Genomic DNA, 25010 nt, shown 5'->3' with positions numbered 1-25010 from the left:
TTTATCGCCGCTCGACGAACCGTCGACGATGGATCACGGACCGGGAGCCACGATGGACGCCGCCGACGTCCCGCCGGGCGCCGACGCCGTGCTCGTTCGCGTCGGCGAGATCGGCACGAAGAGCGAACGCGTCCGGTACGAGATGCAGTCCCAGCTCGGCCGAAACCTGAAGGCCCTCCTCGCCGACCGCGGGATCGACGCTCGCGTCCGCCACCGGCGAAATCGGCCGATCGTCGAGGTCGACGGTCCCCTCGAAGCGGCCGCCGCGACCGACGCCGCGACCGACGCGTTCGGCGTGGTCTCGGCCAGTCCCGCAGTCACGGTCGACCCCACGATGGACGCGGTCGCCGACGCGCTCGGCGACGTCGCCGCCGACCGCTTTTCGGGCGGGTCCTTCGCCGTCCGCGTGGATCGGGTCGGGGACCACCCCTTCACGAGCGAGGACGCCGAACGCGAGGGCGGAAGCGCGGTCTTCGAGGCGGTCTCCGATCGCGATCCCGAGGTGGACCTCGAGGACCCGGACGTGACGTTCCGCGCGAAGGTCCACGACGACGAGGCGTTCGTCTTCGTCGAGAAGCACCCGGGACCGGGCGGGCTCCCGCTCGGCAGCCAGCGTCCCCTCGTGGCCCTGCTCTCGGGAGGGATCGACTCGCCGGTCGCCGCCTTCGAGGTGATGTCCCGCGGGGCGCCGATCACGCCGATCTACCTCGATCTCGGCGACTTCGGCGGACCGGACCACAGAGCCAGATCCGAGGCCTCAGCCCGCACGCTCGCCGCCTACGCGCCGAACCACCTGGATTCGATCCTCGTCGTCGACGCCGGCGACGTCTGTCGGGAGCTCGCGGACACCCTCGAGAGCGGTCGAATGCTCGTCTTTCGCCGGTTCATGTACCGCGTGGCCGCCGACGTCGCGGCGGACATCGGCGCAACCGGGGTGGTGACCGGCGAGGCGATCGGACAGAAGTCGAGCCAGACGACCCAGAACCTCTCGGTGCTCGATTCGGTGACGGACTTTCCCGTCCACCGGCCGCTTCTCACGCGGGACAAGTCGACGATCACCGACCACGCCAGACGGATCGGGACCTACGAGGCCGCCGAGATTCCGGCGGGCTGTGAACGCTTCGCGCCCGACCAGCCGGAGACGCGGGCGGGACTCGAACAGATGGCCGACATCGAGCCGGAGTGGCTTCGAGAGCGGGCCCGTGCGGCGGCCGACGACCGCGAATACGTGGCGCTTCGACGTTAGCTTCCGCGCGGGAACTGGTCGATCGTCTCCGCGCGGAAGGCCTCCTCGTCGAACTCGTGGTCGTCGTCGAGGAAGTCGATCACGCGCTGGACGTCAGTCATGGCGTTCTTCAGACACGTCGAGGCGCCCGGCGAGGGCGTGATGTTGAAGAGGATGCCGTCGCCGGTGATCTTCGCCTCGCCCATGTCGAGATCCTTCGCGTCCGTGTCGACGATCTGGGGTCTGACGCCCCCGTAGCCCTTCGCTCGGTCGATGTCGGAGAGATCGACGGTGGGAACCACCTTCCGGACGTTCGGGAGGAACGCGCGCTTTCCGACCTCGGGGAGGTCGTAGACGAGGTTCCGGACGACGTAGGGGAACAGGATTCGATCGGAGAGGATGTTGGCGTAGCTGAGCAACGAGTCCGGCGTGAAGCCGAACACGTCGGTGAAGTCGGTCACCGTCGAGAGCCGTCCCCGCTCGAGTTCGGGGACGACCTTCGCCGTCGGACCGAACCGGGTGATGCTCCCGTCGTGGACGTCGGCGTCGCCGTGGACCGCGGCGAACGGCAGCTTCTTCATCTGGAGCGTGTAGACCTTGCCGTTCAACAGGTCGTCGGCGAGGAAGAAGCTCCCGGCGACCGGCAGAAGCGACATGTTCTCCCCGTAGCCCATCTCCTTTGCGATCTGGAGGCTGTGCGAGCCGGCGGCGACGACGACCGCGTCGGCGCTGAACCGCCCGCTCGTCGTCGCGATTCGGAAGTCCTCGCCGAAGTCCTCGACGTTCGTGACCTCCGTGCCCGTGTAGACGTCGACGCCCTCCTCCTCGTTGGCCTCGTCGACGAAGGACTTCGAGACCATGCCGTAGTCGACGACGTAGCCGTCCGGCGTCTGGAGCGCGCGAAGCTCCGTGTTCGGATCGCGACCCTCGACGACCTTCGGCTCGAGGTCGGCGATCTCCTCGCGGCCGATCTCGCGAAGCTTCGGGTAGAGGTCTCCGAACCCCTCCCCGTGGTACCGAGACTCGAGCTTCTCGACCTCCTCGTCGCCGACCGCGAGCACCATCTTGCTGCGCTTGCTGTGCATCTCGCGGTCGGAATCGCGGTTCTCGAGGTAGCCCGCGAGAAGCTCCGCGCCCTCCTTTACCTCCTCGGCCTTCTCGAGGGTGTAGTTCGTCTCGATGTCGCCGAAGTGTAGCGTCTGGGAGTTGTTCGTGTGGTGGGAGTTGATCGCCGCGAGCTCGTCCTCCTTTTCGATCAGCGCGACGTCCTCGACGTCCGTGAACTTCGAGATGGTGTACAGAAGCGATGCCCCGCTGATGCCGCCGCCGATGATGGCCACGTCGTATTCATCAGTCATGGTTGTACGTGTGGGCGTTAGACGTTTGTCGACGGTCACCGGTTAATTTACTTTCCATGTGGAGACGATCACTTCCGAACCTACCCCCCTAAATCACCGCAGACCGTCGTTCGACCGTCGTTATCGGCGATACCGGATTCGACCTCACGTCGAATTTGTCATTCGTTGATCGTCGAATCACTCTGGCGAACACGATCGGTGCGTCCGCGACACGCTCACCGAACCCGGAAGGACGTGGGCGATATGATTCGAAGTGAACAATTACTGATCGGTCAGTTAACATTGTATATATACTCCATCCGGCGGTATGAACCCATATATCGGAGTTGAATCGGGTTTGGCGCCTGATCGTTCGATAATCAGATCTCACTACCCCGATATTCAGTCAAAACAGTTATCAGAACGACGGCGGACAGTTAGACGATGGCCGACCGATCGGAACGCTCACATCCGAATCCCGAAGAGGAGATCATGCGTGCCACCTATCGAGCGCTGTGTGAGTACGGATACGCGGACCTCACGATGAAGCGGATCGCGGAGGAGTACGGCAAATCCACCGCCGCCATTCACTACCACTACGACACCAAGGACGACCTGCTCGTGGCGTTCCTGGAGTTCATCCTCGATCACCTCAAGGCCGCGGTCCACGAGGTCGAGACGACGGACCCGCGGACGCGGCTGGATCACCTCCTCGACCAGCTCCTCGTCGTTCCGGAGGACCACTACGATCTCCTCGTCGCGATGTTGGAGATGCGTGGACAGGCGCCGTACAACGAGACGTTTCGCGAGCGGTTCGAGCGGAACGACGAGTACGTCCGGTACATGCTCGAGACCGTGATCGACCAGGGACGTGAGGAGGGCGTCTTCTGCGACGCCGACGCGGAACACGTCGCCCGGGGGCTCGCGACGATCGTCGACGGCGCCAGAACCCGGGCGGTCACCTTCGAGGACGCTCGGGTCCTCGAGACCGCCAGACGTACTGCGGACGAGTACGTGAGAGCGATGCTTCTCCGGGACGAGCCGGGCGAATCGGATGGGCTGGACGAGCCGGACGAGCCGAACGATGGAGAGTCGTGAGCCGGAAAGCGCCGACGCCCGGTCGTCCCCGAGGGAAAACGCGGAGGGTCGACCGTCCCGTTCCGAAAGTATAAAGCGACGTCTGACCGATCCCGTATGATGATCATGGTTCCTCCGGTCGGATCGGCGGCGACCCGGGCGAGACGTAGTGGATCCGCCAGGGTTCCGTCGGCCGATCGTCGCCTCGAATCTGGACGAAAACGCCGGGATCGGAGCGACCGCGCCCCGGAGGGTCCGACGGAGGTCTACACACCCCACCATGGACGCTGACCGACCGGTCTCGAACGTCGTCCTCGTCACCGTCGACTCGCTTCGAGCCGACGCGATCGGTCCCTACGACGGGACGCGACACACGCCGGTCATGGACACGCTCGCCGACCGCGGCGCGGTCTTCGAGCGGGCGTTCGCGAACGGCAACTGGACGCCGTTCTCGTTCCCGTCGATCCTCGCGTCGCGTCCCGTCTTCGCCGATTCGGGTCGCATCGGCGTCGACGAGGTCGAGACGCTTCCGGAGGTGCTCTCCGAGGAGGGGTTTTCGACCGGGGGATTCAACGCCGCGAACGGATTCCTCACCGAGTTTTGGGGATACGACGACGGCTTCGACGAGTTCGAGCCGTTCATCACGAACGTCGGATCGAGCATCTACAGCCGCTATCTCGCCAAACACCCGACCGTGGAGGCGTGGCTCCAGCTCGCGAGTTCGCCGATCCGGCGGATCCACGCCTGGCTCAACGGCACCGCCGACGACCGGCCGTTCCTCGACACCTCGCGGATGTTCGACGTCGAACACGCCGCCACCTCCTTCATCGACGACGTCGACGATCCCTTCTTCCTGTGGATCCACTACATGGACACCCACACCCCATACGTCCCGGCGCCGCGGTACATCCGGGAAGTCTCGGACGGACTGCTCGGCACCCATCGGATGATCCACGCGCACACGCGAACCGGACTCGGATGGGACGTCGACGAGCGGACCCTCGAGGAGCTTCGAACCCTCTATCAGGCGGCGGTCCGCCAGGTCGACGCCAGCGTCGGCCGGGTACTCGACGCGCTCGCGGCGAACGGGGTCGCGGACGAGACCGCGGTCGTCCTCGCGGGCGACCACGGCGAGGAGTTCCAGGAGCACGGCCACCTCGCCCACTATCCGAAGCTCTACGACGAGCTGATACACGTTCCGCTCATCGTCGACGTCCCGGGATCCGACTCCCGGCGCGTCGAGGGCGGCGTCGGGCTCGATGCGATCCCCCCGACGGTGACGGACTTACTCGGCGCGAGCGCCGCGGAGGCGTGGACGGGAGAGAGCCTCCTCGAGAGCGCTCGCCGGGGCACGCCCCCGTCGGCGGACCCCGTGGTCTCCGTGACCGTTCGCGGCGAGGAGGTGACGACACAGCCGATCCCGCGAGAACCGGCCGACGGAGACCTCCTCGTGAGCGCCCGTGAGGGACCCTGGACCTACATCAGGAACCTCGAGGACGGAAGCGCGGAGCTGTATCACCGCCCAAGCGATCCGACCCAGCAGAGCGATCTCTCGACGGATCCGGACGCGGATGCCCGCGAGGTCATGGATCGCCTCGATCCACTCATCGAGGCACACGCGACGGCGATCCGCGAACCGGCCGACGGGAAACGCGGCGACCAGGCCGCCGTCGACGACGACCTGGAAACGCGCCTGGAGGCGCTCGGGTACCGATGATACGAGCGTTCCTCCGAAACCTCCACGAGGGTCCCTTCGCCCTGCAACTGCGGCGGTTCGTGATCGTGGGAACCATCGCGGCGGGCGTTCAGATGGCCCTCCTGTGGTTTCTCGTCGATTCCGTGTCCCTGAACTACCTCATCGGGGCGACGATCGCGATCGAGACCACGATCGTCTTCCAGTACGTGCTCAACAACGCCTGGACGTTCCAGGCGATACAGAACACGGGCACGATGGCGTACCTCTATGGCCTCCTGAAGACGAACCTCGTCCGGGGGAGCGCGATCCCCATCCAGCTGGGCGTGCTCTTCGCGCTCGTCGAGTGGCGAAGCGTTCCGTACCTCGCGGCCAACGCGGTCGCGATCGTGATAAGCGGGATCTACAGATACGTGCTCGATGCACGATGGACGTGGGGGTGATCCGGACGTGACGATCGAATCGATCCACGCGCTCGAGATGCTCCCGCCCGCCGCAGGACCGCTTCTCTCCGCGGACGGCGTCGGCGTCGCCCTCGCGGGCGGCCTCGAGGCGTTCGTCGAGTCGGCGACGGGCTGGCCGGGCATGGGGATCATCTTCGTCTACTCGTTTTTGATCGCCTTCGCGCTGCCGGGACCGAGCGAGATCGTGTTGGTCGCGCCGCTCGATCTCGGCTTGCCCACGTGGGCACACCTCGCCAGCATCATGCTCGTGAGCGCGCTCGGCAAGGCGGCCGGCAGCGTCTTCGCGTTCCACATCGGCCAGGAGGTCAAACAGTCGGGACCGATCGTCCGGTGGCTTCGGCGCTCGCGCTTTTCGATCCTCGAGTGGTCCGAAAAGCGGTCGGTACAGCTCGCCAGACAGTACGGGTACGGCGGGCTCGCGATCGCCCTGTCGGTTCCCTTCTTCCCCGATACGATCTCGATTTACGCCTTTGCCGTCCTCGAGGAGGACTACCCGAAGTTCGCGGCGGCAACGTTCCTGGGAAGCCTCGGTCGCCTGCTCGTCACGATCGGCCTGTTCGGCGGCGTCACCGCCGTCCTCTAGAACCGCCGGGTCTGTGCCGCACGTTCCGAGACCGCCTCGGCGTCCTCCGGCAACAACGCCACGACCAGGTAGTCGGCGAACTCCTCGAAGTACTCGACCACCCGCGCGATCCGGTCGGAGTCGATCGCCTCGAGCGAGTCGAGGAGCATGAACGGCAGCTGCTCGTAGACCTCGTGAACGAGGTACCCCGCCAGCGCGAATACGAGCCCGATCACTTCGCGCTCGCTCTCCGAGAGGTGATCGATGCTGTCGCGATAGGAGCTGCCGTCCTCGGCGACCCGAACGATCTGTAGATCGAACGCGCTCTTTTCGACCTTTCTGCGTCCCTCGCGCACCTCCCGGGTCTTCCGTTCGATCCACACCCGATCGATGTTGCCGTACTCGAGCGCCTCGAGAACCGACGCCATGTGCTCGTTGAACGACTCGACGGACTCGCGTTCGATCCGGTCGACCCGGGTCCGCAGCTCGGCCAACTCCTCCGTGATCTCCTCGCGGCGGTCGAGCAGCTCCTCGTGTTGTGCCGCAGCCTCCTCGCGTTCCTCGATTCCCTCTTTGACCCCCTCGAGATCCGACTCCAGGCGCTCGATCCGGAGATCCAGTTCGTTCGCCTCCCGGTGGAGTTCCAACACGTCGTCGTACTCGCCGCCGACGTTCTCCGTCTCCGACTCCAGATCCGCCACCGTCGCCTCCTGGTCCGCGATCGACTCCTCGAGTTCGGCGATCCGCTCCCGGGTCGACTCGATCTCCTCCTCGAGATCCTCGAGGCGTCGCCGAGTCCGTTCGCGTTCGCGTTCGGCGCGTTCGATCTCCGAGCGTCGCGAGGTGAGATCGTTGATCCGCTCCTGGAGGTCGCTGCGTTCGCTCAGCTTCTCGGTGCGAAGCTCGCGAAGCCGATCGACCGTCTCCTCGATCCGGTCGGCGTCGACGGTCGAGCCGCACGTCCAGCAGACGGTCTCGGTGCCGGCGTCGATCAGCCGTTCGGTCACCCGTTCCGTCCCGCCGTCGCCGGCGAGGTCAGCGTCGGAGAGCTCGAGTCCGTTGCCCTCGAGCATCTCCTCGTTGAAGCTGATGACGCTTCCGAGCTGGCTCAACGTCTCGTTGAGCGCGCGCTGGCGCTCGCGAAGCTCCTCGATGCGACCCGCCAGTCGTTCGGGGTCGTCGTCGTACTGTTCGCTCTCCTCGATCTGTTCGCGGAGTTCCTCGCGCTCCTGCCGTAGATCCTCGAGAGTCGTTCGTTCGGCCTCGAGTTCGAACTCGAGGTCCTCGAGCTCCGAACGGGCCTCGCGAAGCCGATCGAAGGCCTCCTCGATCTCGCGTTTCTGCGAGCGGCTCTCCTGGAGGCTGACGTCGGCGGCCTCGATCTCCTCGGCGACGCGCTCGCGTTCGGCGCGTGCCGCCTCCAGCTCCTCCTCCAGCTCCGTGCGGTCGGTCTCGAGGGAGGGAAGCTCGCCCTCGAGCTGTTCGTACTCCTCGATCTGGCCATCTATTCGTTGTTTCTCCCGCTCGAGGTCCGTGATCTCCGCCTCGATGTCCGCCGTGTCGACGGGACGCATGATGATCTCACGGAGGTCGTCCCCGCGTTCGACGGCGCGGCGTGCCTCGTTGTTCTCGAGGAGGAACGCGAAGAGATCGGCGATTTGGGGGTCCTCAAGGAACGGGTCGCCCCCGTAGATGGTCTCCGAGCCCTCGCGAGTGAGCGTTCGCGTGTAGGTCTCCTCGCCGATCGTGAGCTCGACTCGCCCCTCGTCGGCGTCGCCCTTTAGCGACGATCGCTCGCTTCCGAGTCCGGCCATTATCGCCTGGAGGAAGGACGTTCGGTTGGTCGCGTTGCGCCCCTCGAGGACCGTAACCCCCGGAGCCAACGTCAGTTCGTCCTCGTCGATCCCCCCGACGTTGCTCGCGTGTACTGACACGCGATCCGCAAACTGTTCCTGGTCGGTCATTGGTGGCGTAATGACCCCCGTATTGATAACTTTTGGTCTCTTCACGCGGTCGAGGCGGGGTGGATCACCCGGGCGGCCGAAGCGGTGTGGGGCCGCTCGGCGGGTCACACCTCGCAGCTATCCCTCGCAGATACACCCGCGATTACACCTCACAGTCACATCCCCCGTCGCGCAGGAGATCGCTCACGACGTGATCGGTACCACAATCGCCGCAGACGACGCGAACGTCGAGGAACACCTGATAGTCCCGGTCGGTGATGTGTCCGCCGGAGACGAGCGTCTCGATCGTCGACTCGGTCACGGCGGACGTCCGCCCCTGCAGGCGCTCGAGCGTCTCGATCTTCCGGTCGACGAGCCCCTCGGAGCGGTCGGGGAGTTCGGCCCCCCGGTAGTCCGTGAGATAGGTGTGGATCGCCTGGTGGGTGACGAAGTCGCCGAGCACGTCGTCGACGTCGACTCCGGCCCTCTCGAGCTCCCGGCGTTTGCGCATCTCGTCCGCACGGGAGACGTCGTCGTCGGTGAGGGTCGAATAGGCGCTTTCGACGTCCGCCTCGGCCACCGTCTCCCCGGCCGCACGGAGCGCCGCCTCGAGCACCGATCGGTTGAACTCGTCGGCCAGATCGCGGAGGCTCGTTCGCTCGCCGGCGACGCCCGTCCACGCCTCCTCGAGGTCCTCGCCGAGTCCGCCGAGGTCGTACTTCTCGATCACGCGTGCGACCTTGGTGTTGGGCCGCGAGGCGGTGGTCATATCCCCAGTTGCTTCCGGCGCGTTACAAGGATATCGGTGTAAATCCGATCGATCGAACGTGTAGATAACGCGCATACGGTTCCCGATACGAACGGCGAGGAGGCACGGATCGAACACGTTCGAACGACTTTTTCTCGGAGGGGTCGGTGATCCGCAACGTCGATGCGCGTTCGGAGTCGGACCGTCGGATCGCCGGACTGCGGCAGGGCAACAACGCTTTTGTACCCGTGGTGGGACCCGTCTACTGGAGCAACAGACACGAAATGACCGACATCGACGTACTCGTCCTTCGAAGCGGGACGCACGGACTGCCGGCGAGCGACTACGTGGCCGAACTCCGCGAACGGCTGCCGAACCACACGATCGAGCTGGCGCGAACTCCCCGCGAGGAGCGCGAACTGGCGGGGGAGGCACGGGTGATCTCCTCGGTACAGCTTCCGGACGAACTGCTGGAAAACGCCGAACAGCTCGAACTCTTCGCGGGAGTCGCGGCGGGGTACGACCACCTTCCGCTCGACCGGCTGGCCGAAGCCGGCGTCGCCGTGACGAACGCGTCCGGGATCCACGCGCCGAACATCGCGGAACAGGTGATGGCGTACGTCCTCGATTACACGCGCAACCTCCGAATCGGCCGCGAGCGGCAGGCGCGAAGCCATTGGGAGCACTTCCAGACGGGCGAGCTGAAGGGGAGTACCGTCACGATCGTCGGGTTGGGCGCGATCGGCACCGCGATCGCCGAACGGGTCTCGGCGTTCGACGTCGAGACGATCGGCGTCCGGTACTCGCCGGAGAAGGGCGGCCCCACCGACGAGGTGATCGGCTTCGAGGAGGAGGCTCTCCAGCGCGCCTACGCGCGGACGGACTACCTGATCATCGCCTCGCCCCTCACCGAGGCGACGCGCGGGCTGATCGACGCCGACGCCTTCGAGACGCTGCCGCCGAGCGCCTACCTCGTCAACATCGGCCGGGGACCGATCGTGGACACGGACGCGCTGGTCGATGCGCTTCGATCCAGCGAGATCGGCGGGGCCGGTCTCGACGTCACCGATCCGGAACCGCTGCCTCGCGACCACCCGCTTTGGAACTTCGAGGACGTGACGATCACGCCACACAACGCGGGCCACAGCCCGAAACACTGGTCGCGACTGGCCGACATCGTCGCCGAGAACGTCGAACACCTCGACCGCGGCGACGACTACGACGAGTTCCGAAACGTCGTTCGCCGTCCCGAGTGACGTTCCCACGAGGAGGGGGAACACATAGAGGTCCAACGACATTGGACAGAGGGCGTTTTTGACAACTGAATGGGAGACTGATCCGGAGTAATCGATCGATGATTACAGGAGTACACGTGTAATTATCTCCCCATATCGATTCGTTCGATCCGGTTCCACGTGGCGTTTCCGTCGTGTGAGCGACGATCGTCCAACCAGAATGGACGATAGCCATCGTCCAGCGGGGCGTTGGTCGCTCCGACCACCTCGGGCCCGGCTTTCGGACCGCCCTCCGAAGCCGGCCTCCCGATCGATTCCCGAAGCTGGCTCTGAGCCGACTCTGAACCGGGTCTAGCTCTGAACCGGGTCTAGTAATGTCGCGCGCGCAACTCGAGGACGTTCGCGACGTTTCGAAGCGCCGGCAGGATCTCCTCGCGAACCCGTTCGGGACCGAGTTCGTGTTTCGGTCCGGCGATCGAGACCGCGGCGTCGTCGATCCCGCCGTCGCCTTCGATCGGGACCGCGACCGATTTCACCCCGAGGGCTCGCTCCTCGTCCTCGATCGAGTAGCCGCGTTCCCGGATCGTCTCGAGCTCCTCGTGGAGCGTCTCCCGGTCGGTGATGGTTCGGTCGGTCGCGCGGGGGAGACCGCGGCGGTCCACGATCGACTCCACCTTCTCGGTGGACAGGGTGGCCAAGAGCGCCTTGCCGACCGCGGTCCAGTGCATTCGCGTGTACTCGCCGGTCGGCGCGTTGTTGAAGATGCTGCCGGCGGGTTCGGTTCGGAACAGCATGACGCGATAGCCGTCCTCCTCGACCCCGACCGTCGCGACGTGACCGGTCTCGCGGGCGAGTTCGGCCACCTCGTCCCTGGCGACCTGATAGATGTCGTCGCGATGGCGGACCTGCCCGCCGATCTCGAGAAACCGATACGAGAGGCGATACGTCCCCCCGTCGTTTCGAACGTAGCCGAGGTCCTCGAGCGTGGACAGGTGAACGTGGACGGTACTTTTCGGAACCTCCAGATGGGCGGCCAGCTCGCGGACCCCACACGCCTCCAACTCGAGGAGTCCGCGGATCACCGTGAAGCTCTTCGTGACCGCGTCGATCCGGTTCCGGCCGTCGTCCCGATCCTCGTTCGCCATCCTTGCTTCACCGTTCGACCGGAGACCGATATCGGTTGCGACGTGTCCACGTCGATTGGACGGCCGATCGCGTGGCCGTCGTCGAACGACGTCGCGGCCTACTCCTGGAGCGCCTGCTCGCGGAGCCCGCGCATGTAGCCGATCGCGAACAGCCGTCCCTTCGTGTGGTAGCCGGGGTTGGAGTTGTCCTCGCCGGCCATCGTCGGTACGTGGTCCGGTCGCATGACGACGTCGTCGTCGACGGCCTCCTCGTAGGCGCGCATCGCCGCGAGCATGTCGGTCGGTCCCTCGTCGTGCCACGTCTCGACGAAGTCGTCGGCGTCGCCCTCGACGTCACGGAAGTGGATGAAGTTGATCCGGTCGCCGAACCGGCGGATCGTCTCGGGGACGTCGACGCCCATCGCGGCGAAGTTGCCCTGACAGAACGTGACGCCGTTGTGCTCGCTCTCGTAGCAGTCGAGCACGCGCTGGTACGCCTCCGGGCTGTTGATGATGCGGGGGATCCCGCGGACGGATTCACGCGGCGGATCGTCGGGGTGGAGCCCGAGTTTGACTCCGGCCTCCTCCGCGACGGGGACGACCTCGTTGAGGAAGTACTCGATGGCCTCCCACAGCTCCTCACGCGAGACGTCGAAGGGCGCGTCCTGTTCGTCCGCATGCATGCGATCGTTCGTGTAGGCGGTCACGTAGGAGCCGCCGCGGGACTCGACGTGCGCCTCGGTCCGGGCCCACCGGATGCCGGCCATCCAGTCGTAACAGACGACGGGGATCCCGACGCGGCCGCAGTCGCGGAGGAACTGCTTGAACTCCTCGATGTCCTCGTCGCGTCCCTCACGTCCCAGGCGTACGCGCTGGGTGATGGGAACGCTCCCCTCGATCACCGAGACTTCGATCCCGGCCTCCTCGAACCAGTTGGTGAGGAGCAGGAGGTCGTCGTAGCTCCAGTCGGTCCTGTCGTCTCCGATCTCCAACGGGTGGATCACGGCCTTGGTTACGCCCATCTGTTTAGCGAGCTGCCATCGTTCGTCCGGGGTCGGCGGTAGGATGAGTGCTGGATCGACCATGCCTGCACTCATCGCAAGGCCCGATAAATACCTTGCGTATCACCCCAGTCGAGACGTCCAGATGTCGACGAAAGCCGGGTGAACGGATCGAGAACAGATCCGGTGGTAGATGGGGGCGCTCAGTAGGTGATATTAGCGCCCGTACTCTCGTCGAACAGATGGATCTTCTCTAGGTTTGCTGAAAGAGAAATCGACGAGTCCGGACTGACCGTACTCTCGGGGGACACCCGGGCGCTGAACTCCGTTTCGGAGTCCGTTGGCGGGGTCAACGTGAGGAACTTGTCGGAGCCCATCGGCTCGACGACCTTCACGGTCGCCTCAAGCGTACTGTTTTCGGTATACTCGTCCTCATCAAGAACCGATAAATCACTCAGATCTTCAGGACGAACGCCCAACGAGACGTTATCGAGAGAGCCGTCCCATTCGTCGAGGTCCGAACCGACGCTGTCGGGAAGTTCGAACTCGAAGAAGTCCCCGACCGCCTTGTATCCTCCGTCGGTCTCCTCGATAGTGACCTGCAGGAAGTTCATCGGCGGCTCTCCGATGAACCCGGCGACGAACCGGTTTACGGGGTTGTCATAGAGGTACTGCGGCGGACCGATCTGCTGGAGTTCTCCTTCGTTCAACACGACGACGCGGTCGCCAAGCGTCATGGCTTCCGCCTGGTCGTGTGTGACGTAGATCGTCGTTTTACCGACCCGCTTGTGGATCTCGTTCAGCTCCGTGCGCATCTGAACGCGAAGCTTTGCGTCCAGATTGGATAACGGCTCGTCCATCAAGAACACGGAGGGTTCTCGAACGATCGCTCGTCCGAGCGCGACACGTTGCTGTTGTCCCCCGGAGAGTTGTGACGGTTTTCTGTCGAGGAGATCGTCGATCTCCAGAAGTTCCGCCGCTTCGTCGACGCGTTCGTCGATCTCATCGTCCGGGTAGTTCCGGATTCGAAGCGGGAAGGACATGTTCTCCTTGACGGTCATGTGCGGGTACAGCGCGTAGTTCTGGAACACCATCGCGATGCCCCGTTCCCGCGGATCATAGCCGGTGACGTCCTCGTCCTCGATCATGATCCGGCCCTCCGTCGGGGTCTCGAGACCCGCTACCATTCGCAAGGAGGTGGTCTTTCCACATCCGGAGGGACCGACAAAGACGAGGAATTCACCGCGCCGAATGTCGATGTTGAGGTCGTTTACTGCAACGATCTCGCCCTCCTCATCGCTTCGGAAGACCTTTGTTACGCCCTCGATCTGGACGTTGATGTCCTCGTTTGCGTCGGCGGTGCCATCGCTCATATCCGGTTTCGCTGCCGGCGTTGATTCGGATTCGCTCATTTTCGTAGATTCGGTTTGGTCGCTCATTCTTTCAGTGCTCCGGCCGTCAGACCGCTGACGATGTATCGCTGGAAGAAGATCACCACGAGGATGGTCGGGATGATCGCGATGACGCTCGCCGCGGCCAGGGACGCCCACTGCACGGACACGTCACCGACGAACTGGTAGACGGCCACCGAGATCGGCATCGAGCTCAGGTCCGTCGTGATGATCAACGAGAAGAGGAACTCCCGCCATGAGTACAGGAACGTCAGGATCGAACACGCGGCGACGCCCGGCAACGCAAGCGGCAGCGCGATCTTTCGGAACGCCTGAAGCTGCGTACAGCCGTCGACGCGTGCCGATTCGTCGAGATCCTGTGGGATGGACATGAAGAAGTTCCGCATGATGTAGATCATCAACGGGAGCCAAAGGTAGATCTGCGCGATGATGATTCCCGGGAGGCTGTTCAATAGGCCGAGCCACGCCATGATCTGGTAGTACGGAACGATCAGGCCGATGGGCGGAAACAGACGAGAGAACAACACGCCGATGAACAGGATGTTGTCACCCCGGAACCGATACCTGCTGAAGGCATACCCAGCGGGCACCGCGAGGGTAATGACGACGACGGTCGTCGTCGAGGAGATGATCAAACTGTTCACGACCGCCCGCCAGTAACTCTCGCCGATGAGCACCTGGTAGTACGATGAGAGCGTCGGCTCCCGTGGAATGTAGTTGAGGTTGTACACCGCCTCGTTGGTCTTGAGGGAGGTGAGAACCTCCCAGAAGATCGGCACGATGACGGTGATGACCGCCAGGGCCAAAACGAGGTGGATGACCTTGGGGCTCTCCAGGACGTCCCAGAACCCCTGTCGTTTGTCGTAGCTGATCCGTTCGTAAGTTTCGTCAGTGGAGCTCATTGTCCCTCCATGTCTCCCATGACCTTGGTCACGTAGAAGGTCGCGACCACGAGCGTGATCGCGATGATGAACACGGCCACCGCCGAGGCGTAGCCGTAGTTGAAGTTGATCATCCCTTCACGGTAGATGTGGATGCTGAAGACCGTAGTCGACACGCCGGGACCACCTCTGGTCATGGGGAACACGACGGCGAACGCGCGGAACGCGAACATCCAGTTGATGAGCGCGACGATGGCGATGTACGGTCGCAGATACTGTACGGTGATCGCACGGAACGTCTGAAACGTCGTCGCACCGTCGACCTTGGCGGCGTCGTACATGTGCTCGGGGATCGACTGCAATCCCGCGAGCAACACGAGCATCGCGAAGGGCATTCGTGCCCACGCGTCGGTCAGGGTGACGGCAAGCATCGCGAACGTCGGCGTCGATAACCACGCGATGGGGAACTCGATGAGACCGAGGTCCATGAGAATCATGTTGAAGAACCCGAGTTCGTTGCCGGTAAACATCCACCGCCAGATGAGGGCGACGACGGCGAGCGGGATCGCCCACGAGAACATCAACACGGTTGCGTAGGCGTCACGGAGCCGCGAGTGGGCCACGTGGTTGATCGCCAACGCGATTATCAGACCGGATCCCAGACTGATCGCGAGGGAACCGAAGGAGTAGATGAGCGTGTTCAGGAAGTAGTCCCAGAACTCCGCGTTCTGGAACATGGTGACGAAGTTCTGTGCGCCAACGAATCGTTCAACCGCTCCGGGAAGTGTCAGATATAGAGATTGTTGGAAGAGATAGAAGACCGGATAGACGAAGATAGCAAAGATGGTCAAAATCGCGGGTCCCATCAACACCAACAGAATGTGGTCATTGGCGAACTGGGATACCCGATGGTGAAGGTTCTCGTATGTCGTTTCGGGTGCTTTTAATCCAGCCTCTGATTCGAGGGGCATATCAAATAAAATTCCAATCGGGGTGGTTTACTGACCGAGGACCGTGTCGATGTAGCTCTGTGCGGAATCGAGCGCTTCCTCGGGGGTCTTGGACCCGGAGATCGCCTGCTGGCACTCCTGGCTGATGTTCTGTTTGATGGAGCGCTGCTGCGGGAAGACCTCCGTCTTGTTGAGCTCGGCCTGTCGTCCGCGGATCTCCGGATACAGCGCGGCGTCAGTCTGGGCGGCCTCCTCGTAGACCGCGGTGTGCCACGACTGGTTGCCTTCGTCGACGAACTCCCACCACGCGGCCGGCTGTGAGATCCGAGCGTCGAGGTACACCATCGCCGCCAGTTTGGCAGCATCGGACGCATTGATGTTGATGCCGAGCCCGTTCGGCGAGGCGAGACCCGCACGGGTCGGGTTCGGCGCGTCCGAGCCACCCTCGGGAGTCAGCGTCGGCGTGTAGTCGTCGCCGAACTCCGCTTCGGCACCGGGAGTCAGGTCGCCGTAGACGGGCACCATCGCGAACTGTCCGGAGGTGAACCCGTCTGCGAGATCGCCCTGGCCGAAGTTGACCACGGACTCCGGAACCCACCCGTTGTCGAGCCACTCGACCATCTTGCCCAGGGCGTGATAACCCGGCTCGTCGTTGACCGTAACCGTGCCGTCGTCGTTGAGGAACTCGCCGCCAGCCTGGTAGTAGTGTTTGTTGAAGTCCCGCAACGTGTAGGTACGCGAGGCGCCGCGGTAGGCCCAAGCGTAGGCGCCCGTCCCCTCGAACGCCTGCATACACGTCTCGAGTTCGTCCCAGGACCATTCACCGTTCACGATGCTATCGATGACTGACTGATCGATGCCCTGATCCTCGAGCATGCCGACGTTGACGTGCACGAGGTCGCCTTCGAGGTAGACGGGACCGCCGTAGAGGCTGCCTTCGTACTGGAGCGTCTGTGCGGCGGGCTGAAGGGGATCCCACATCGAGTCGTCACCGAACAGCGGGTCGATCGCTTGAAGATGACCCGCCTGCGCGAACGACGACAGCGAGTCGGCCACGACGACCTGGAACGCCTCCGGCTCGGACTCGCCGGCCTGAAGGAACGCGGTCTCCCTCGGAATCGCCTGATCGACCGTGATCTCGAGAGGATTGATCGTGATACCGGTTCGATCCTCGAACATCCCGTGCGCGGCGACCGTCGCCGGGTCAAACTCGAGTGATCCGAAGTTGAGTATCTGGATCTCGTCGATATCGCCCGCCGCCGTGTCGTCCCACCCCTCGGGGGGCTGCCAGGGAGCGGATTGAACCGCTTGGGATTCCGCCCAGGCGCTGGAGTCAGCACGATTGCCTTCGTCGGGGATGGCCTGTCTCTGCTCGAGTGGCCACTCGTCAAGCGTCGTCGTACGGCGTGCCTCCCAGTTTTCGGAGAAGCCGATGCTTCGGGCCTGCTCCATGAAGCCGCCGGAGCCGCCGTTGCCACCGCCATTACCGCCGCCGTTGCCACCGCCATTACCGCCGCCGTTGCCACCGCCATTACCACTACAGCCGGCAAGTCCGATCGAACCGGCCGCAATGGTTGCTTTCAGTACGTCTCTGCGATCGATTCTGCCATCGTGTGGCATAATAGCACTTTCAAATTGGAATTATAAATAGGTTACTATACCATGGTATTATTAATTCATGATAATCAGGACCCGGGAAGGGTTTGATCCCTCACGCCTATCGCCTAGGTGGCCTCGCGGATCGAATTGCTGAAACCTATCGTCGCTAATCAGCGTAGTCGAAAGGATAATGCGACCTGTTTTCGTGTGCCAAAGTAATGCTCGGGCAACAACCAAGGGCCACGGAACGTTCTCGGATCGATGGAGATCCTGCTTCAAAAGCGTCGGTCCGACTCGGACGTGCAGGAGGCGACAGCTGATGCGCGCCGCCGAACTCGTCGACGCCGGTGACGTTCGACTCCGCGACGTGGACCGGCCGGAGCCGGCCTCCGACGAGGTGCTCGTCGAGATCACCGACGTCGGGATCTGTGGCTCGGACCTCCACTGGTACGAACACGGACGGATGGGCGATCGGATCGTCGAGGAGCCGCTCGTCCTCGGCCACGAGAGCGCCGGCCGGATCGCGGAGGTCGGATCCGACGTGGAGGGCTTCTCGTCCGGCGACCGAGTGGCGGTCGAACCCGGCGTCCCGTGTCGACGCTGTGAGTACTGTCGAACCGGCCGCTACAACCTCTGTCCCGACGTCTCGTTCATGGCGACGCCCGGAACCGACGGCGCCTTCCGGGAGTACGTCGCCTGGCCGGCCGACTTCGTCCACCCGCTTCCCGACTCGGTCTCCACCCGCGACGGGGCGCTCTGTGAGCCGATCAGCGTCGGGCTCCAGGCGGTCGACCGCGGCGAGGTCGACGTCGGCGACTCGGTACTCGTCGTCGGTGCCGGCCCCATCGGAACCCTGGCGATGGCGTGTGCGCGCGCGGCGGGCGCCAGCGAGATCGCGGTCACCGACATCGTGGATTCGAAGCTCGAGCGTGCGCGTTCGTTCGGCGCCGACCACGCGATCGACGGTCGTGCGGGCGACGTCGCAGAGCGCGTCCGCGATCATCTCGACGGCGGCGCGGACGTCGTCATCGAGGCCTCCGGCGCACGGCCGGCGGTCGAGACCGCGCTCGATTCGGTCGCACGCGACGGGATCGTCGTCCTCGTCGGGCTCGCCCCCGACGCCGAGGTACCGGTCTCGACGTACGATCTCGTTCGCGGACAGATCGACGTCCGCGGGAGCTACCGGTTCGCGAACCAATACGACGACGCGATCGCGCTGCTCGAGGACGGTCGGATCGACGTCGGCGCGCTCGTCGACTTCGCCGATCCGCTCTCGGAGATCGGGGAGGCGCTCGAACGCGCCAGCGATCCCGCGATCCTCAAAGGAATGGTGTCCGTCGGCGAGGAGTGACCCCGCCGCCCCGGAAACGTTTATGTACCATGGGTGAGCCCCGATCCACATGGTCATCCTCGCAGCGGTGAGCGAGTCCGAACAGTCGCGCGAGATCGCACTCGAGGCCGACGCGTTGGCGGCGGCCTTCGACGACGAGGTCCACCTGATCCACGTCACCGACGAGTCCGAGTACACGAGGACCGTCGAGCGCCAGTCGGAGTCACGACAGGAGGGCTCTGGGGACGTCGCCGAGGCCGCCGCGGCGGAGGCCGTCGAGGACTTCCTGGAGGAGCTCGACGCCGAGACGAAGGTCGTCTCGCGGATCGGAACGCCGGGCAAGAAGATCGTCGAGTACGCCGACGAGGTCGACGCGAGATACCTCGTGATCGGGGGACGGAGTCGATCGCCGGTCGGCAAGGCGCTCTTCGGGAGCGTCACGCAGTCCGTCCTGTTGAACACCGAACGGCCGGTCGTCACGATCACCGCGAGCGACTGATCGGGCCCAGCGAAACGGGACGGTGCGGCGGCGTCGATCCGCATACTGAAGCTTTATTTACGAGAGAACCCACCACCGACGTATGAGTGCCGTACAGCAGTTCCAACGATCGCTTTCGGAGCTTCCGGACACGGTTTCGACCGTGACGACGCCGGAGGAGTTCCCGGACGCGCTCGAGTCCGCGATCGATCAGCCGGCGGTCGGCGCCGAGCTTCCCTTCGAGTCCGTCTCGCTCGAAGGAGCCAACGTCACGCTCGATCCCTCGCCGGACCAGCTCCGGGAGGCCGAGACCGGCGTCTCCGGCTCGCGGCTCGGCATCGCCTCGCTTGGAACCGTCGCGATCGAGTCGCTGCCGGGCGGCGACGAGTTCGTCTCGCTGTACCCGTCGACACACGTCGCCGTCGTGTTCGAATCCGACATCAGAACCGACCTGAAGTCCGGGTTCGAGTGGCTCGACGAGGAGTTCGAGGACGGCAACCGCTCGTTCATCCTCGCGACCGGCCCGAGCGCGACCGGCGACATGGGGGCGCTCGTCCAGGGCGTCCACGGACCCGAACGAGTACACGTCATCATCATCCAGGACGATGAGTAACGCATCAGAGAAGCCGCACCTCGACGCGGACAGGATCCGGAGCCTGATGGAAAGCGAGGGCGACGGGATAAAGGAGAACACGAAACACCTCAACGCCCAGCGGTACGCCGCGATAGACGAGATGGGTCCCGACGTCCACGAACAGTACCGCAGGCAGGCCCGCGAGATCAAGGAGGACGCCATCGAACGCCTCCCGGAGCTCATCGAGGAGACGAAGGAGGCAGTCGAGGCCAACGGCGGCACCGTCTACGTCGCCGACGACGCCGAGGACGCCAACGCGTACATCTCCGAGGTGATGGACGAGAAGGACGCGGAGTCGGTCGTGAAGTCGAAGTCGATGACGACCGAGGAGATCGACATGAACGAGGCGCTCGAGGAGGCCGACGTCGAGACCTGGGAGACGGATCTCGGCGAGTTCGTCATCCAGGTGGCGGAGGAGGCGCCCTCACACATCGTCGGTCCCTCGCTGCACCGCTCCCGTGAGGACATCACCGAGCTGTTCAACCACGAGTTCGACGTCGAGGAGTCGCTCGATACGCCCGAGAAGCTCACCGCCTTCGCACGCGAGTACCTCGGCGAGCGCATCGACGCGGCAGACGTCGGGATCACGGGCGCGAACTACGTGATGGCCGAAAGCGGAACGATCGCGCTCGTGACGAACGAGGGGAACGCCCGCAAGTGCGCCGCCATCCCGGACACCCACGTCGCGGTCGCCGGCATCGAGAAGATCATCCCGAGCATTCGCGAGCTGCACCCCTTCGCCGAGCTCATCTCGCGGTCGGCGACCGGCCAGGAGATCCCCCAGTACCTCTCCATCCTGTCGCCCCCGGTCGATACGCCGACCATCGACTTCGAGAACCACGACGTGGAAGGGTTCGGCGGCGACGACGCCGACCGGGAGTTCCACCTCGTGCTCATCGACAACGGCCGCACGGAGATGCGCGCGGACGACGAGCTTCGCGAGACGCTCTACTGCATCCGGTGTGGCGCGTGTGCGAACTCCTGTGCGAACTTCCAGTCGGTCGGCGGCCACGCCTTCGGGGGGGAGACCTACACCGGCGGGATCGCGACGGGCTGGGAGGCCGGCGTCGAGGGGCTCGACGTCGCCGAGGAGTTCAACGACCTCTGTACCGGGTGTTCGCGCTGTGTGAACGCCTGCCCCGTGAAGATCGACATCCCGTGGATCAACACGGTGGTCCGCGACCGGATCAACCGCGGCAAGGATCCCGGCTTCGACGACCTCCTCGTCGACGGGTTGATCCCCGACGAGGAGGAGAGCGGCACGCCGCTTCGCAAGCGCTTCTTCGGCAACTTCGAGACGGCCGCGAAGCTCGGCAGCGCCACCGCGCCGATCTCGAACGCGATCGCCGGCTCCAGTCCCGCCCGCTCGATCATGGAGTCGGTGATCGGCGTCGATCGCCGCCGCGAGCTTCCCTCCTTCGAGCGAACCACGCTTCGAAAGTGGGCGAGCGCCCGCGAGTCCCCCGTCGAGAACCCCACGCGCCGGGTCGTGTTGTACCCGGACGTCTACACGAACCACGTCCAGACCGAACGCGGGAAGGCCGCGGTTCGCGTCCTCGAGGCGCTCGGCTGTTCGGTCGAGATCCCGGACGTCGGCGGCTCCGGCCGCGCGCCGCTTTCACAGGGCATGATCGCGACCGCGACCGGAAAGGCCGAGGACGTCACGGAGACGCTTTTGCCCTACGTCGAGGACGACTACGACGTGGTCGTCGTCGAGCCGAGCGACATCGCGATGTTCCGCCGCGAGTACGAGCGGCTCGTTCCGGAGGCCGACCAACGGGCCCTCTCGGAGGGGAGCTACGAGATCCTGGAGTACGTCTACGGCCTCCTCGAGAACGGCGCCGAGCCGGAGAGCCTCTCGAGCGGCGACGGCGAGGAGGTGGCCTACCACAGCCACTGCCAGCAGCGGACCCTCGGGCTCGAGACCTACACCGAGACGGTCCTCGATCGGCTCGGCTACGACGTCGTCACCTCGGACGTCGAGTGTTGTGGAATGGCCGGAAGCTTCGGCTACAAGGACGAGTACTACGAGTTGAGCATGGACGTCGGCGAGACGCTCGCCGAGCAGTTCTCCACGGACGAGACCCGCGATCGCACCGTGGTCGCGAGCGGGACCTCCTGTATGGAACAGCTCGACTCGCTGCTCTCGCGCGGGAACCGGCACCCGGTCGAGCTGCTGGATCCGACACGCACCGAGTAGCGACGATCGCCGGCCTCGGGGGATCGACGACGATCCCCACCGGTTCTTACCGCGTCTCCTTCTTCACCACTTCTCCGTCCTCACCACTTCTCCGTCCTCACCGATCCTCGCCGACGTCGCCGGTTCCGGCCGCCGAAACGCCTTCGCCGGCTCGCTCGTCATCCCCCTTCGCGTCGAGCCGGCCGATCTCCCGAGCGAGCCGGTCGAACTCGAACGATCCCGCCGACAGCCGGGCGAACGCGAGCGTCGCGAGTCCGGAGACGGCGAACGCGCCGGCGAAGGCGGTCAGGTACAGCCCGTCGGGTGCCGGAAGCAGCGCGTCGAGGATCGGCACGGCTCGCAACGTCTCCCCGATCCCGAGCGGGAACGGGAAGTAGGCGGCGCCGACCGCGAGTCCGGCGACGGCGCTCGCCAGCGCGCCCCGCCCGCCGAGCGATCGCGAGTAGAGCCCGGCGACGAGCGGGATCGCGACCGCGGCACCGAGGAGGTCCGCGAACAGGAAGAGTTCGAGGACGCTTCGCGCCTCGAGGCTCACGAGGACGGCCGCGGCCGCGACGGCGACCGTGAGCCCCCGTGCGCCGAGACGGAGGGTCCGATCGTCGGGGTCATCGAGCAGCCGCGGCAGGTCGGCCGTGACCACGCTCGCCAGCGCGTTGAACAGGCTGTCGATGGAGCTCATCACGAGCAGCAACGCGAGCAGCACGACCGCCAGCAGGACCGGCTCGGGGACGGCGCTCTCGAGCAGGGTGAAGAAGGCGATCGCGGGGTTCTCCACGGCGACGTTGCCGACCGCCACCACGCCGAGCAGGGCGGCGACGGCGACGATGAGACCGTTCACGAGCGTCGCGTTCCGGAAGCTCCGGGTGACGGTCGCCGAGTCCTCGGCGGCGTAGATGCGCTGCCACCACGTCTGGTTGAGCAGCTCGGCACCGAGGACGGCGAGCGCGATCGCGATTCCGAACCGGAGTCCGGCCGGGGCGGTCGGATCCAGCAGGGCGGGGTCCGCGGCGGCGATCCCCTCGTGGACCGCGGCGGGACCGCCGAGCGCGAGGACCGACCCGACGACGGTGATCGCGAGAAGCGGGAGGACGACGACCGCCTGGATCGTGTCCGTGAAGATGCTCGCGCGCAGCCCGCCGTAGCCGGTGTAGATCAATACGAACCCGCCGACGAGGACTGCCGTCTGCCACTGGGGCACGCCGGCGACGAACGAGAGCGCGAGCGAGATGCCGGTCAGCTCGGCGGCCACGAAGACGAACATGTAGGCGACGCTGACGACCAGGACGAACGCGTACATCGCCTCCCCGTAGCGGACGTAGGCGTACTCGGTGAGCGAGTGGCCCTCCGGGATCGCCTCCCGGATCCGCGGACCGATCGTGGCGTAGACCGCCATCGGCAGCGCCTCGCCCACGCCGTAGCCGATCACGGCGGCGATCCCGAAGGCGGCCCCGGCCTCCGGCGCCGAAAGCAGGATCCACACGCCCATCACCGAGGCGACGAGGGTCGCGGTCGTCCGCCCCTCGCCGGCCGAATCACGGGCCGAGATGAGGTCCTCGACTGAGTCGACGTGCCCCCTGGAGGCCCGTATTCCGAGCAGCGTGAAGACGACGAGCGTCGCGACCGTGAGACCGAGCGCGGTCGCGGTCGTCACCATCAGTTCTCACCTCCCGAATCGGCGAGGGGGCCGCCCGGCGCCGTTCGACGTCCGTCCGGCGCCTCGAACGCCGCCTCGAAGAACGCGGCCTCGAGTTCGACGGTCCTGGAGAACAGGCGATCGAGGCGGCGGCGACGACGGGGCGAGACCGCGGCGCCGTGGCGATCGAGTTCGGAACGGAGCCACTCGACGAACGACTCGAACTCGGGGTTCGCGTGGAGGTCGACCCACTCCGCGAGGTAGAATCGGTCGGGCGTCGATCCCGACTCCCCGTCCGCGACCGACCGCGCCCACTCGAGGTAGATCCACTCCGCGGGAACCAACACGGCGAGCGTCTCCGCGTACCCGCCCTCCCGACCGGCGCGCTCGAGGAGGTCCTCGAGAGCCAGCGTCGTCGGCGCGTGCGTCGGATCGCGGACGTCCGATTCGGGGACCGAAAGCGCCTCGAAGGAGCGCTCGAAGTAGTCGTTCTCCTCGTCGGTGAGCACGCCGAGGAACCCCACGAGCCGCGATCGAGCCGCCATCGTCGGCGCCGTCGCGACCGCGTGTCCGAAGGTGCCGACGAGCGTGTCGAGGAAGGCGTAGTCCTGCACCAGGTAGCGTCGAAAGACCTCGTCGTCGAGCTCACCGGCGCCGAGCTCCCGGACGAACCGGTTGTCGACCGCCGCGCTCCAGCCGGGCTCGGCGCGGTCCCGGAGCCACTCCGTGACCCTCGCGTCGGACCGATCGGCGGCGTACGCCTCGAAGGAGCCGTCGGAGGGGCTCAAAGCGACCACCCCTCGCGCCGCCAGGCGGCGTCCCAGAACCGGTACTCGTAGCGCGCGGAGGTGTGAAACAGCTCGCGATAGCGGTCCCGGTCGGACTCGCTCGCGTCGGCCGCCACCTCGTCCATCAACTCGAGACACCAGTCGGTCAGTTCGGTGAACTCCTCGCCGGCGTACGTCCGGATCCACTCGGCGTAGCGGTCGTCCGCGGGCATCCCGTCCTCGGCGAGACGGGTTCCGGTCTCGTTGAACCCCCACATGCACGGGAGGAGGGCGGCGACCAGATCCCCGAACGTCCCCGTGGCCGCAACCCGGACGAGGAAGTCCGTGTATCCGCGGGTCGTCGGCGAGGGGTCGGTCGCCTCCAGATCCGCCGGCGAGAGGTCGAACTCGGCGGCGTAGGCGCGATGGAGGTCCATCTCGGTGTTGATCGTCGACTCGAGCAGCTCGGCGAAGGTGCCCATTCGATCCAGGTCGGGCGCCTTCGCGGCGCCGTGGGAGAACACGCGCGCGTACTCGATCAGATAGTAATAATCCTGTCGCACCCAGTACCGGAACGGCTCCTCCTCGAGCGTTCCCGCGCCCAGCGCCTCGACCATCGGATGATCGAGGATCGCCTCCCAGATCGGGTCGGCGATCGGCTCCAGGTCGGTCGTAAAGCCCATGGGCGAGGGTCGGCGTTCCGCCGTTATATAAGTT

At 65.2% G+C, this 25010-nt stretch carries 22 protein-coding genes; 10 read left to right on the top strand and 12 right to left on the bottom strand.

From position 1 onward, the window contains the following. The first annotated feature begins 28 nt into the window (after window positions 1-28). On the top strand, window positions 29-1246 hold the full coding sequence (locus ACZ5YD_RS14660) for a tRNA sulfurtransferase (protein ID WP_379740620.1): 1218 nt from the start codon (window positions 29-31) through the stop codon (window positions 1244-1246). Here ACZ5YD_RS14660 and ACZ5YD_RS14655 read toward each other — a convergent pair. Beyond that, window positions 1243-2583, bottom strand: coding sequence for an FAD-dependent oxidoreductase (locus ACZ5YD_RS14655; RefSeq protein WP_379740623.1), 1341 nt, complete (start codon window positions 2581-2583; stop codon window positions 1243-1245). The genes ACZ5YD_RS14660 and ACZ5YD_RS14655 overlap by 4 nt on opposite strands. A 423-nt stretch (window positions 2584-3006) precedes the next feature. Between ACZ5YD_RS14655 and ACZ5YD_RS14650 the strand changes: the two genes are divergently transcribed. The 4 genes from ACZ5YD_RS14650 (at window position 3007) to ACZ5YD_RS14635 (ending at window position 6379) form a co-directional block, all read left to right on the top strand. Then, complete coding sequence (locus tag ACZ5YD_RS14650) at window positions 3007-3660, top strand: TetR/AcrR family transcriptional regulator (protein WP_379740626.1); 654 nt, start codon at window positions 3007-3009, stop codon at window positions 3658-3660. Between the two features lie 259 nt (window positions 3661-3919). Next, the gene (locus ACZ5YD_RS14645) at window positions 3920-5356 is read left to right on the top strand and encodes a sulfatase (RefSeq protein WP_379740629.1); all 1437 of its coding nucleotides are present in this window, start codon (window positions 3920-3922) and stop codon (window positions 5354-5356) included. Beyond that, complete coding sequence (locus tag ACZ5YD_RS14640; protein ID WP_379740632.1) at window positions 5353-5775, top strand: GtrA family protein; 423 nt, start codon at window positions 5353-5355, stop codon at window positions 5773-5775. Before ACZ5YD_RS14645 ends, ACZ5YD_RS14640 begins: the two co-directional genes overlap by 4 nt. Window positions 5776-5812: 37 nt before the next feature. Further along, window positions 5813-6379 (top strand): YqaA family protein, encoded by a 567-nt coding sequence (locus tag ACZ5YD_RS14635; protein ID WP_379741329.1) that lies wholly within the window; start codon window positions 5813-5815, stop codon window positions 6377-6379. On the opposite strand, the gene ACZ5YD_RS14630 is transcribed toward ACZ5YD_RS14635, so the two are convergent. Together ACZ5YD_RS14630 and rdfA are read right to left on the bottom strand one after the other, a co-directional pair. Next, window positions 6376-8322: an archaea-specific SMC-related protein gene (locus ACZ5YD_RS14630; RefSeq protein WP_379740635.1), complete on the bottom strand. Its 1947-nt coding sequence runs from the start codon at window positions 8320-8322 to the stop codon at window positions 6376-6378. The two genes, ACZ5YD_RS14635 and ACZ5YD_RS14630, sit on opposite strands and share 4 nt — an antisense overlap. Before the next feature lie 142 nt (window positions 8323-8464). Then, window positions 8465-9070, bottom strand: coding sequence for a rod-determining factor RdfA (gene rdfA, locus ACZ5YD_RS14625; RefSeq protein WP_379740637.1), 606 nt, complete (start codon window positions 9068-9070; stop codon window positions 8465-8467). Between the two features lie 263 nt (window positions 9071-9333). Between rdfA and ACZ5YD_RS14620 the strand changes: the two genes are divergently transcribed. Further along, on the top strand, window positions 9334-10305 hold the full coding sequence (locus ACZ5YD_RS14620) for a D-2-hydroxyacid dehydrogenase (protein WP_379740640.1): 972 nt from the start codon (window positions 9334-9336) through the stop codon (window positions 10303-10305). A 347-nt stretch (window positions 10306-10652) separates the two neighbouring features. Here ACZ5YD_RS14620 and ACZ5YD_RS14615 read toward each other — a convergent pair whose 3' ends face one another. The 6 genes from ACZ5YD_RS14615 to ACZ5YD_RS14590 all read right to left on the bottom strand — a co-directional run bounded on the left by ACZ5YD_RS14615 (window position 10653) and on the right by ACZ5YD_RS14590 (window position 17272). Then, window positions 10653-11429, bottom strand: a complete 777-nt coding sequence (locus ACZ5YD_RS14615; protein WP_379740643.1) for an IclR family transcriptional regulator — start codon at window positions 11427-11429, stop codon at window positions 10653-10655. A 98-nt stretch (window positions 11430-11527) separates the two neighbouring features. Further along, on the bottom strand, window positions 11528-12430 hold the full coding sequence (locus ACZ5YD_RS14610) for a mannonate dehydratase (protein WP_464384477.1): 903 nt from the start codon (window positions 12428-12430) through the stop codon (window positions 11528-11530). Window positions 12431-12612: 182 nt separating this feature from the next. Further along, window positions 12613-13782, bottom strand: coding sequence for an ABC transporter ATP-binding protein (locus ACZ5YD_RS14605; RefSeq protein WP_379741332.1), 1170 nt, complete (start codon window positions 13780-13782; stop codon window positions 12613-12615). A 62-nt stretch (window positions 13783-13844) separates the two neighbouring features. Further along, a complete protein-coding gene (locus tag ACZ5YD_RS14600) occupies window positions 13845-14723 on the bottom strand; it encodes a carbohydrate ABC transporter permease (protein WP_379740649.1) in 879 nt (292 codons plus the stop codon). After that, on the bottom strand, window positions 14720-15439 hold the full coding sequence (locus tag ACZ5YD_RS14595; protein ID WP_379740652.1) for a carbohydrate ABC transporter permease: 720 nt from the start codon (window positions 15437-15439) through the stop codon (window positions 14720-14722). Before ACZ5YD_RS14595 ends, ACZ5YD_RS14600 begins: the two co-directional genes overlap by 4 nt. A 261-nt stretch (window positions 15440-15700) precedes the next feature. Next, a complete protein-coding gene (locus ACZ5YD_RS14590) occupies window positions 15701-17272 on the bottom strand; it encodes an ABC transporter substrate-binding protein (protein ID WP_379740655.1) in 1572 nt (523 codons plus the stop codon). Between the two features lie 298 nt (window positions 17273-17570). Between ACZ5YD_RS14590 and ACZ5YD_RS14585 the strand changes: the two genes are divergently transcribed. From ACZ5YD_RS14585 to ACZ5YD_RS14570, 4 genes are all read left to right on the top strand, one after another. Then, window positions 17571-18602, top strand: a complete 1032-nt coding sequence (locus tag ACZ5YD_RS14585) for an NAD(P)-dependent alcohol dehydrogenase (RefSeq protein WP_379740658.1) — start codon at window positions 17571-17573, stop codon at window positions 18600-18602. A 49-nt stretch (window positions 18603-18651) separates the two neighbouring features. Next, entirely contained in the window at window positions 18652-19080 is a 429-nt protein-coding gene (locus tag ACZ5YD_RS14580; RefSeq protein ID WP_379740661.1) for a universal stress protein, read from the top strand. Window positions 19081-19162: 82 nt separating this feature from the next. Next, a complete protein-coding gene (locus tag ACZ5YD_RS14575; protein WP_379740664.1) occupies window positions 19163-19672 on the top strand; it encodes an LUD domain-containing protein in 510 nt (169 codons plus the stop codon). Continuing rightward, window positions 19665-21893 (top strand): LUD domain-containing protein, encoded by a 2229-nt coding sequence (locus tag ACZ5YD_RS14570; protein WP_379740667.1) that lies wholly within the window; start codon window positions 19665-19667, stop codon window positions 21891-21893. The genes ACZ5YD_RS14575 and ACZ5YD_RS14570 overlap by 8 nt, the downstream gene beginning before the upstream one ends. Before the next feature lie 97 nt (window positions 21894-21990). On the opposite strand, the gene ACZ5YD_RS14565 is transcribed toward ACZ5YD_RS14570, so the two are convergent. The 3 genes from ACZ5YD_RS14565 to tenA are packed head-to-tail and all read right to left on the bottom strand — an operon-like array spanning window position 21991 to window position 24976. Further along, window positions 21991-23547 (bottom strand): sodium:solute symporter family transporter, encoded by a 1557-nt coding sequence (locus ACZ5YD_RS14565; RefSeq protein WP_379740670.1) that lies wholly within the window; start codon window positions 23545-23547, stop codon window positions 21991-21993. Continuing rightward, window positions 23547-24314 carry a TenA family protein gene (locus tag ACZ5YD_RS14560; protein ID WP_379740673.1) on the bottom strand — a complete coding sequence of 256 codons (768 nt, stop codon included), beginning with the start codon at window positions 24312-24314 and terminating at the stop codon, window positions 23547-23549. The genes ACZ5YD_RS14565 and ACZ5YD_RS14560 overlap by 1 nt, the downstream gene beginning before the upstream one ends. Beyond that, window positions 24311-24976 carry a thiaminase II gene (gene tenA / locus ACZ5YD_RS14555; RefSeq protein ID WP_379740676.1) on the bottom strand — a complete coding sequence of 222 codons (666 nt, stop codon included), beginning with the start codon at window positions 24974-24976 and terminating at the stop codon, window positions 24311-24313. The genes ACZ5YD_RS14560 and tenA overlap by 4 nt, the downstream gene beginning before the upstream one ends. Window positions 24977-25010 lie beyond the last annotated feature (34 nt).

The sequence above is a fragment of the Halopenitus salinus genome (assembly GCF_055397165.1).
This window is presented reverse-complemented; position numbering and strand designations above follow the sequence as displayed.

Bases quoted from the DNA above. Each gene is read 5' to 3' on its own strand.
- ACZ5YD_RS14660 (WP_379740620.1), top strand. From the start codon at position 29: ATGGATCACGGACCGGGAGCCACGATGGACGCCGCCGACGTCCCGCCG.
- ACZ5YD_RS14655 (WP_379740623.1), bottom strand. From the start codon at position 2,583: ATGACTGATGAATACGACGTGGCCATCATCGGCGGCGGCATCAGCGGG.
- ACZ5YD_RS14650 (WP_379740626.1), top strand. From the start codon at position 3,007: ATGGCCGACCGATCGGAACGCTCACATCCGAATCCCGAAGAGGAGATC.
- ACZ5YD_RS14645 (WP_379740629.1), top strand. From the start codon at position 3,920: ATGGACGCTGACCGACCGGTCTCGAACGTCGTCCTCGTCACCGTCGAC.
- ACZ5YD_RS14640 (WP_379740632.1), top strand. From the start codon at position 5,353: ATGATACGAGCGTTCCTCCGAAACCTCCACGAGGGTCCCTTCGCCCTG.
- ACZ5YD_RS14635 (WP_379741329.1), top strand. From the start codon at position 5,813: ATGCTCCCGCCCGCCGCAGGACCGCTTCTCTCCGCGGACGGCGTCGGC.
- ACZ5YD_RS14630 (WP_379740635.1), bottom strand. From the start codon at position 8,322: ATGACCGACCAGGAACAGTTTGCGGATCGCGTGTCAGTACACGCGAGC.
- rdfA (WP_379740637.1), bottom strand. From the start codon at position 9,070: ATGACCACCGCCTCGCGGCCCAACACCAAGGTCGCACGCGTGATCGAG.
- ACZ5YD_RS14620 (WP_379740640.1), top strand. From the start codon at position 9,334: ATGACCGACATCGACGTACTCGTCCTTCGAAGCGGGACGCACGGACTG.
- ACZ5YD_RS14615 (WP_379740643.1), bottom strand. From the start codon at position 11,429: ATGGCGAACGAGGATCGGGACGACGGCCGGAACCGGATCGACGCGGTC.
- ACZ5YD_RS14610 (WP_464384477.1), bottom strand. From the start codon at position 12,430: ATGGGCGTAACCAAGGCCGTGATCCACCCGTTGGAGATCGGAGACGAC.
- ACZ5YD_RS14605 (WP_379741332.1), bottom strand. From the start codon at position 13,782: ATGAGCGATGGCACCGCCGACGCAAACGAGGACATCAACGTCCAGATC.
- ACZ5YD_RS14600 (WP_379740649.1), bottom strand. From the start codon at position 14,723: ATGAGCTCCACTGACGAAACTTACGAACGGATCAGCTACGACAAACGA.
- ACZ5YD_RS14595 (WP_379740652.1), bottom strand. From the start codon at position 15,439: ATGTTCCAGAACGCGGAGTTCTGGGACTACTTCCTGAACACGCTCATC.
- ACZ5YD_RS14590 (WP_379740655.1), bottom strand. From the start codon at position 17,272: ATGCCACACGATGGCAGAATCGATCGCAGAGACGTACTGAAAGCAACC.
- ACZ5YD_RS14585 (WP_379740658.1), top strand. From the start codon at position 17,571: ATGCGCGCCGCCGAACTCGTCGACGCCGGTGACGTTCGACTCCGCGAC.
- ACZ5YD_RS14580 (WP_379740661.1), top strand. From the start codon at position 18,652: ATGGTCATCCTCGCAGCGGTGAGCGAGTCCGAACAGTCGCGCGAGATC.
- ACZ5YD_RS14575 (WP_379740664.1), top strand. From the start codon at position 19,163: ATGAGTGCCGTACAGCAGTTCCAACGATCGCTTTCGGAGCTTCCGGAC.
- ACZ5YD_RS14570 (WP_379740667.1), top strand. From the start codon at position 19,665: ATGAGTAACGCATCAGAGAAGCCGCACCTCGACGCGGACAGGATCCGG.
- ACZ5YD_RS14565 (WP_379740670.1), bottom strand. From the start codon at position 23,547: ATGGTGACGACCGCGACCGCGCTCGGTCTCACGGTCGCGACGCTCGTC.
- tenA (WP_379740676.1), bottom strand. From the start codon at position 24,976: ATGGGCTTTACGACCGACCTGGAGCCGATCGCCGACCCGATCTGGGAG.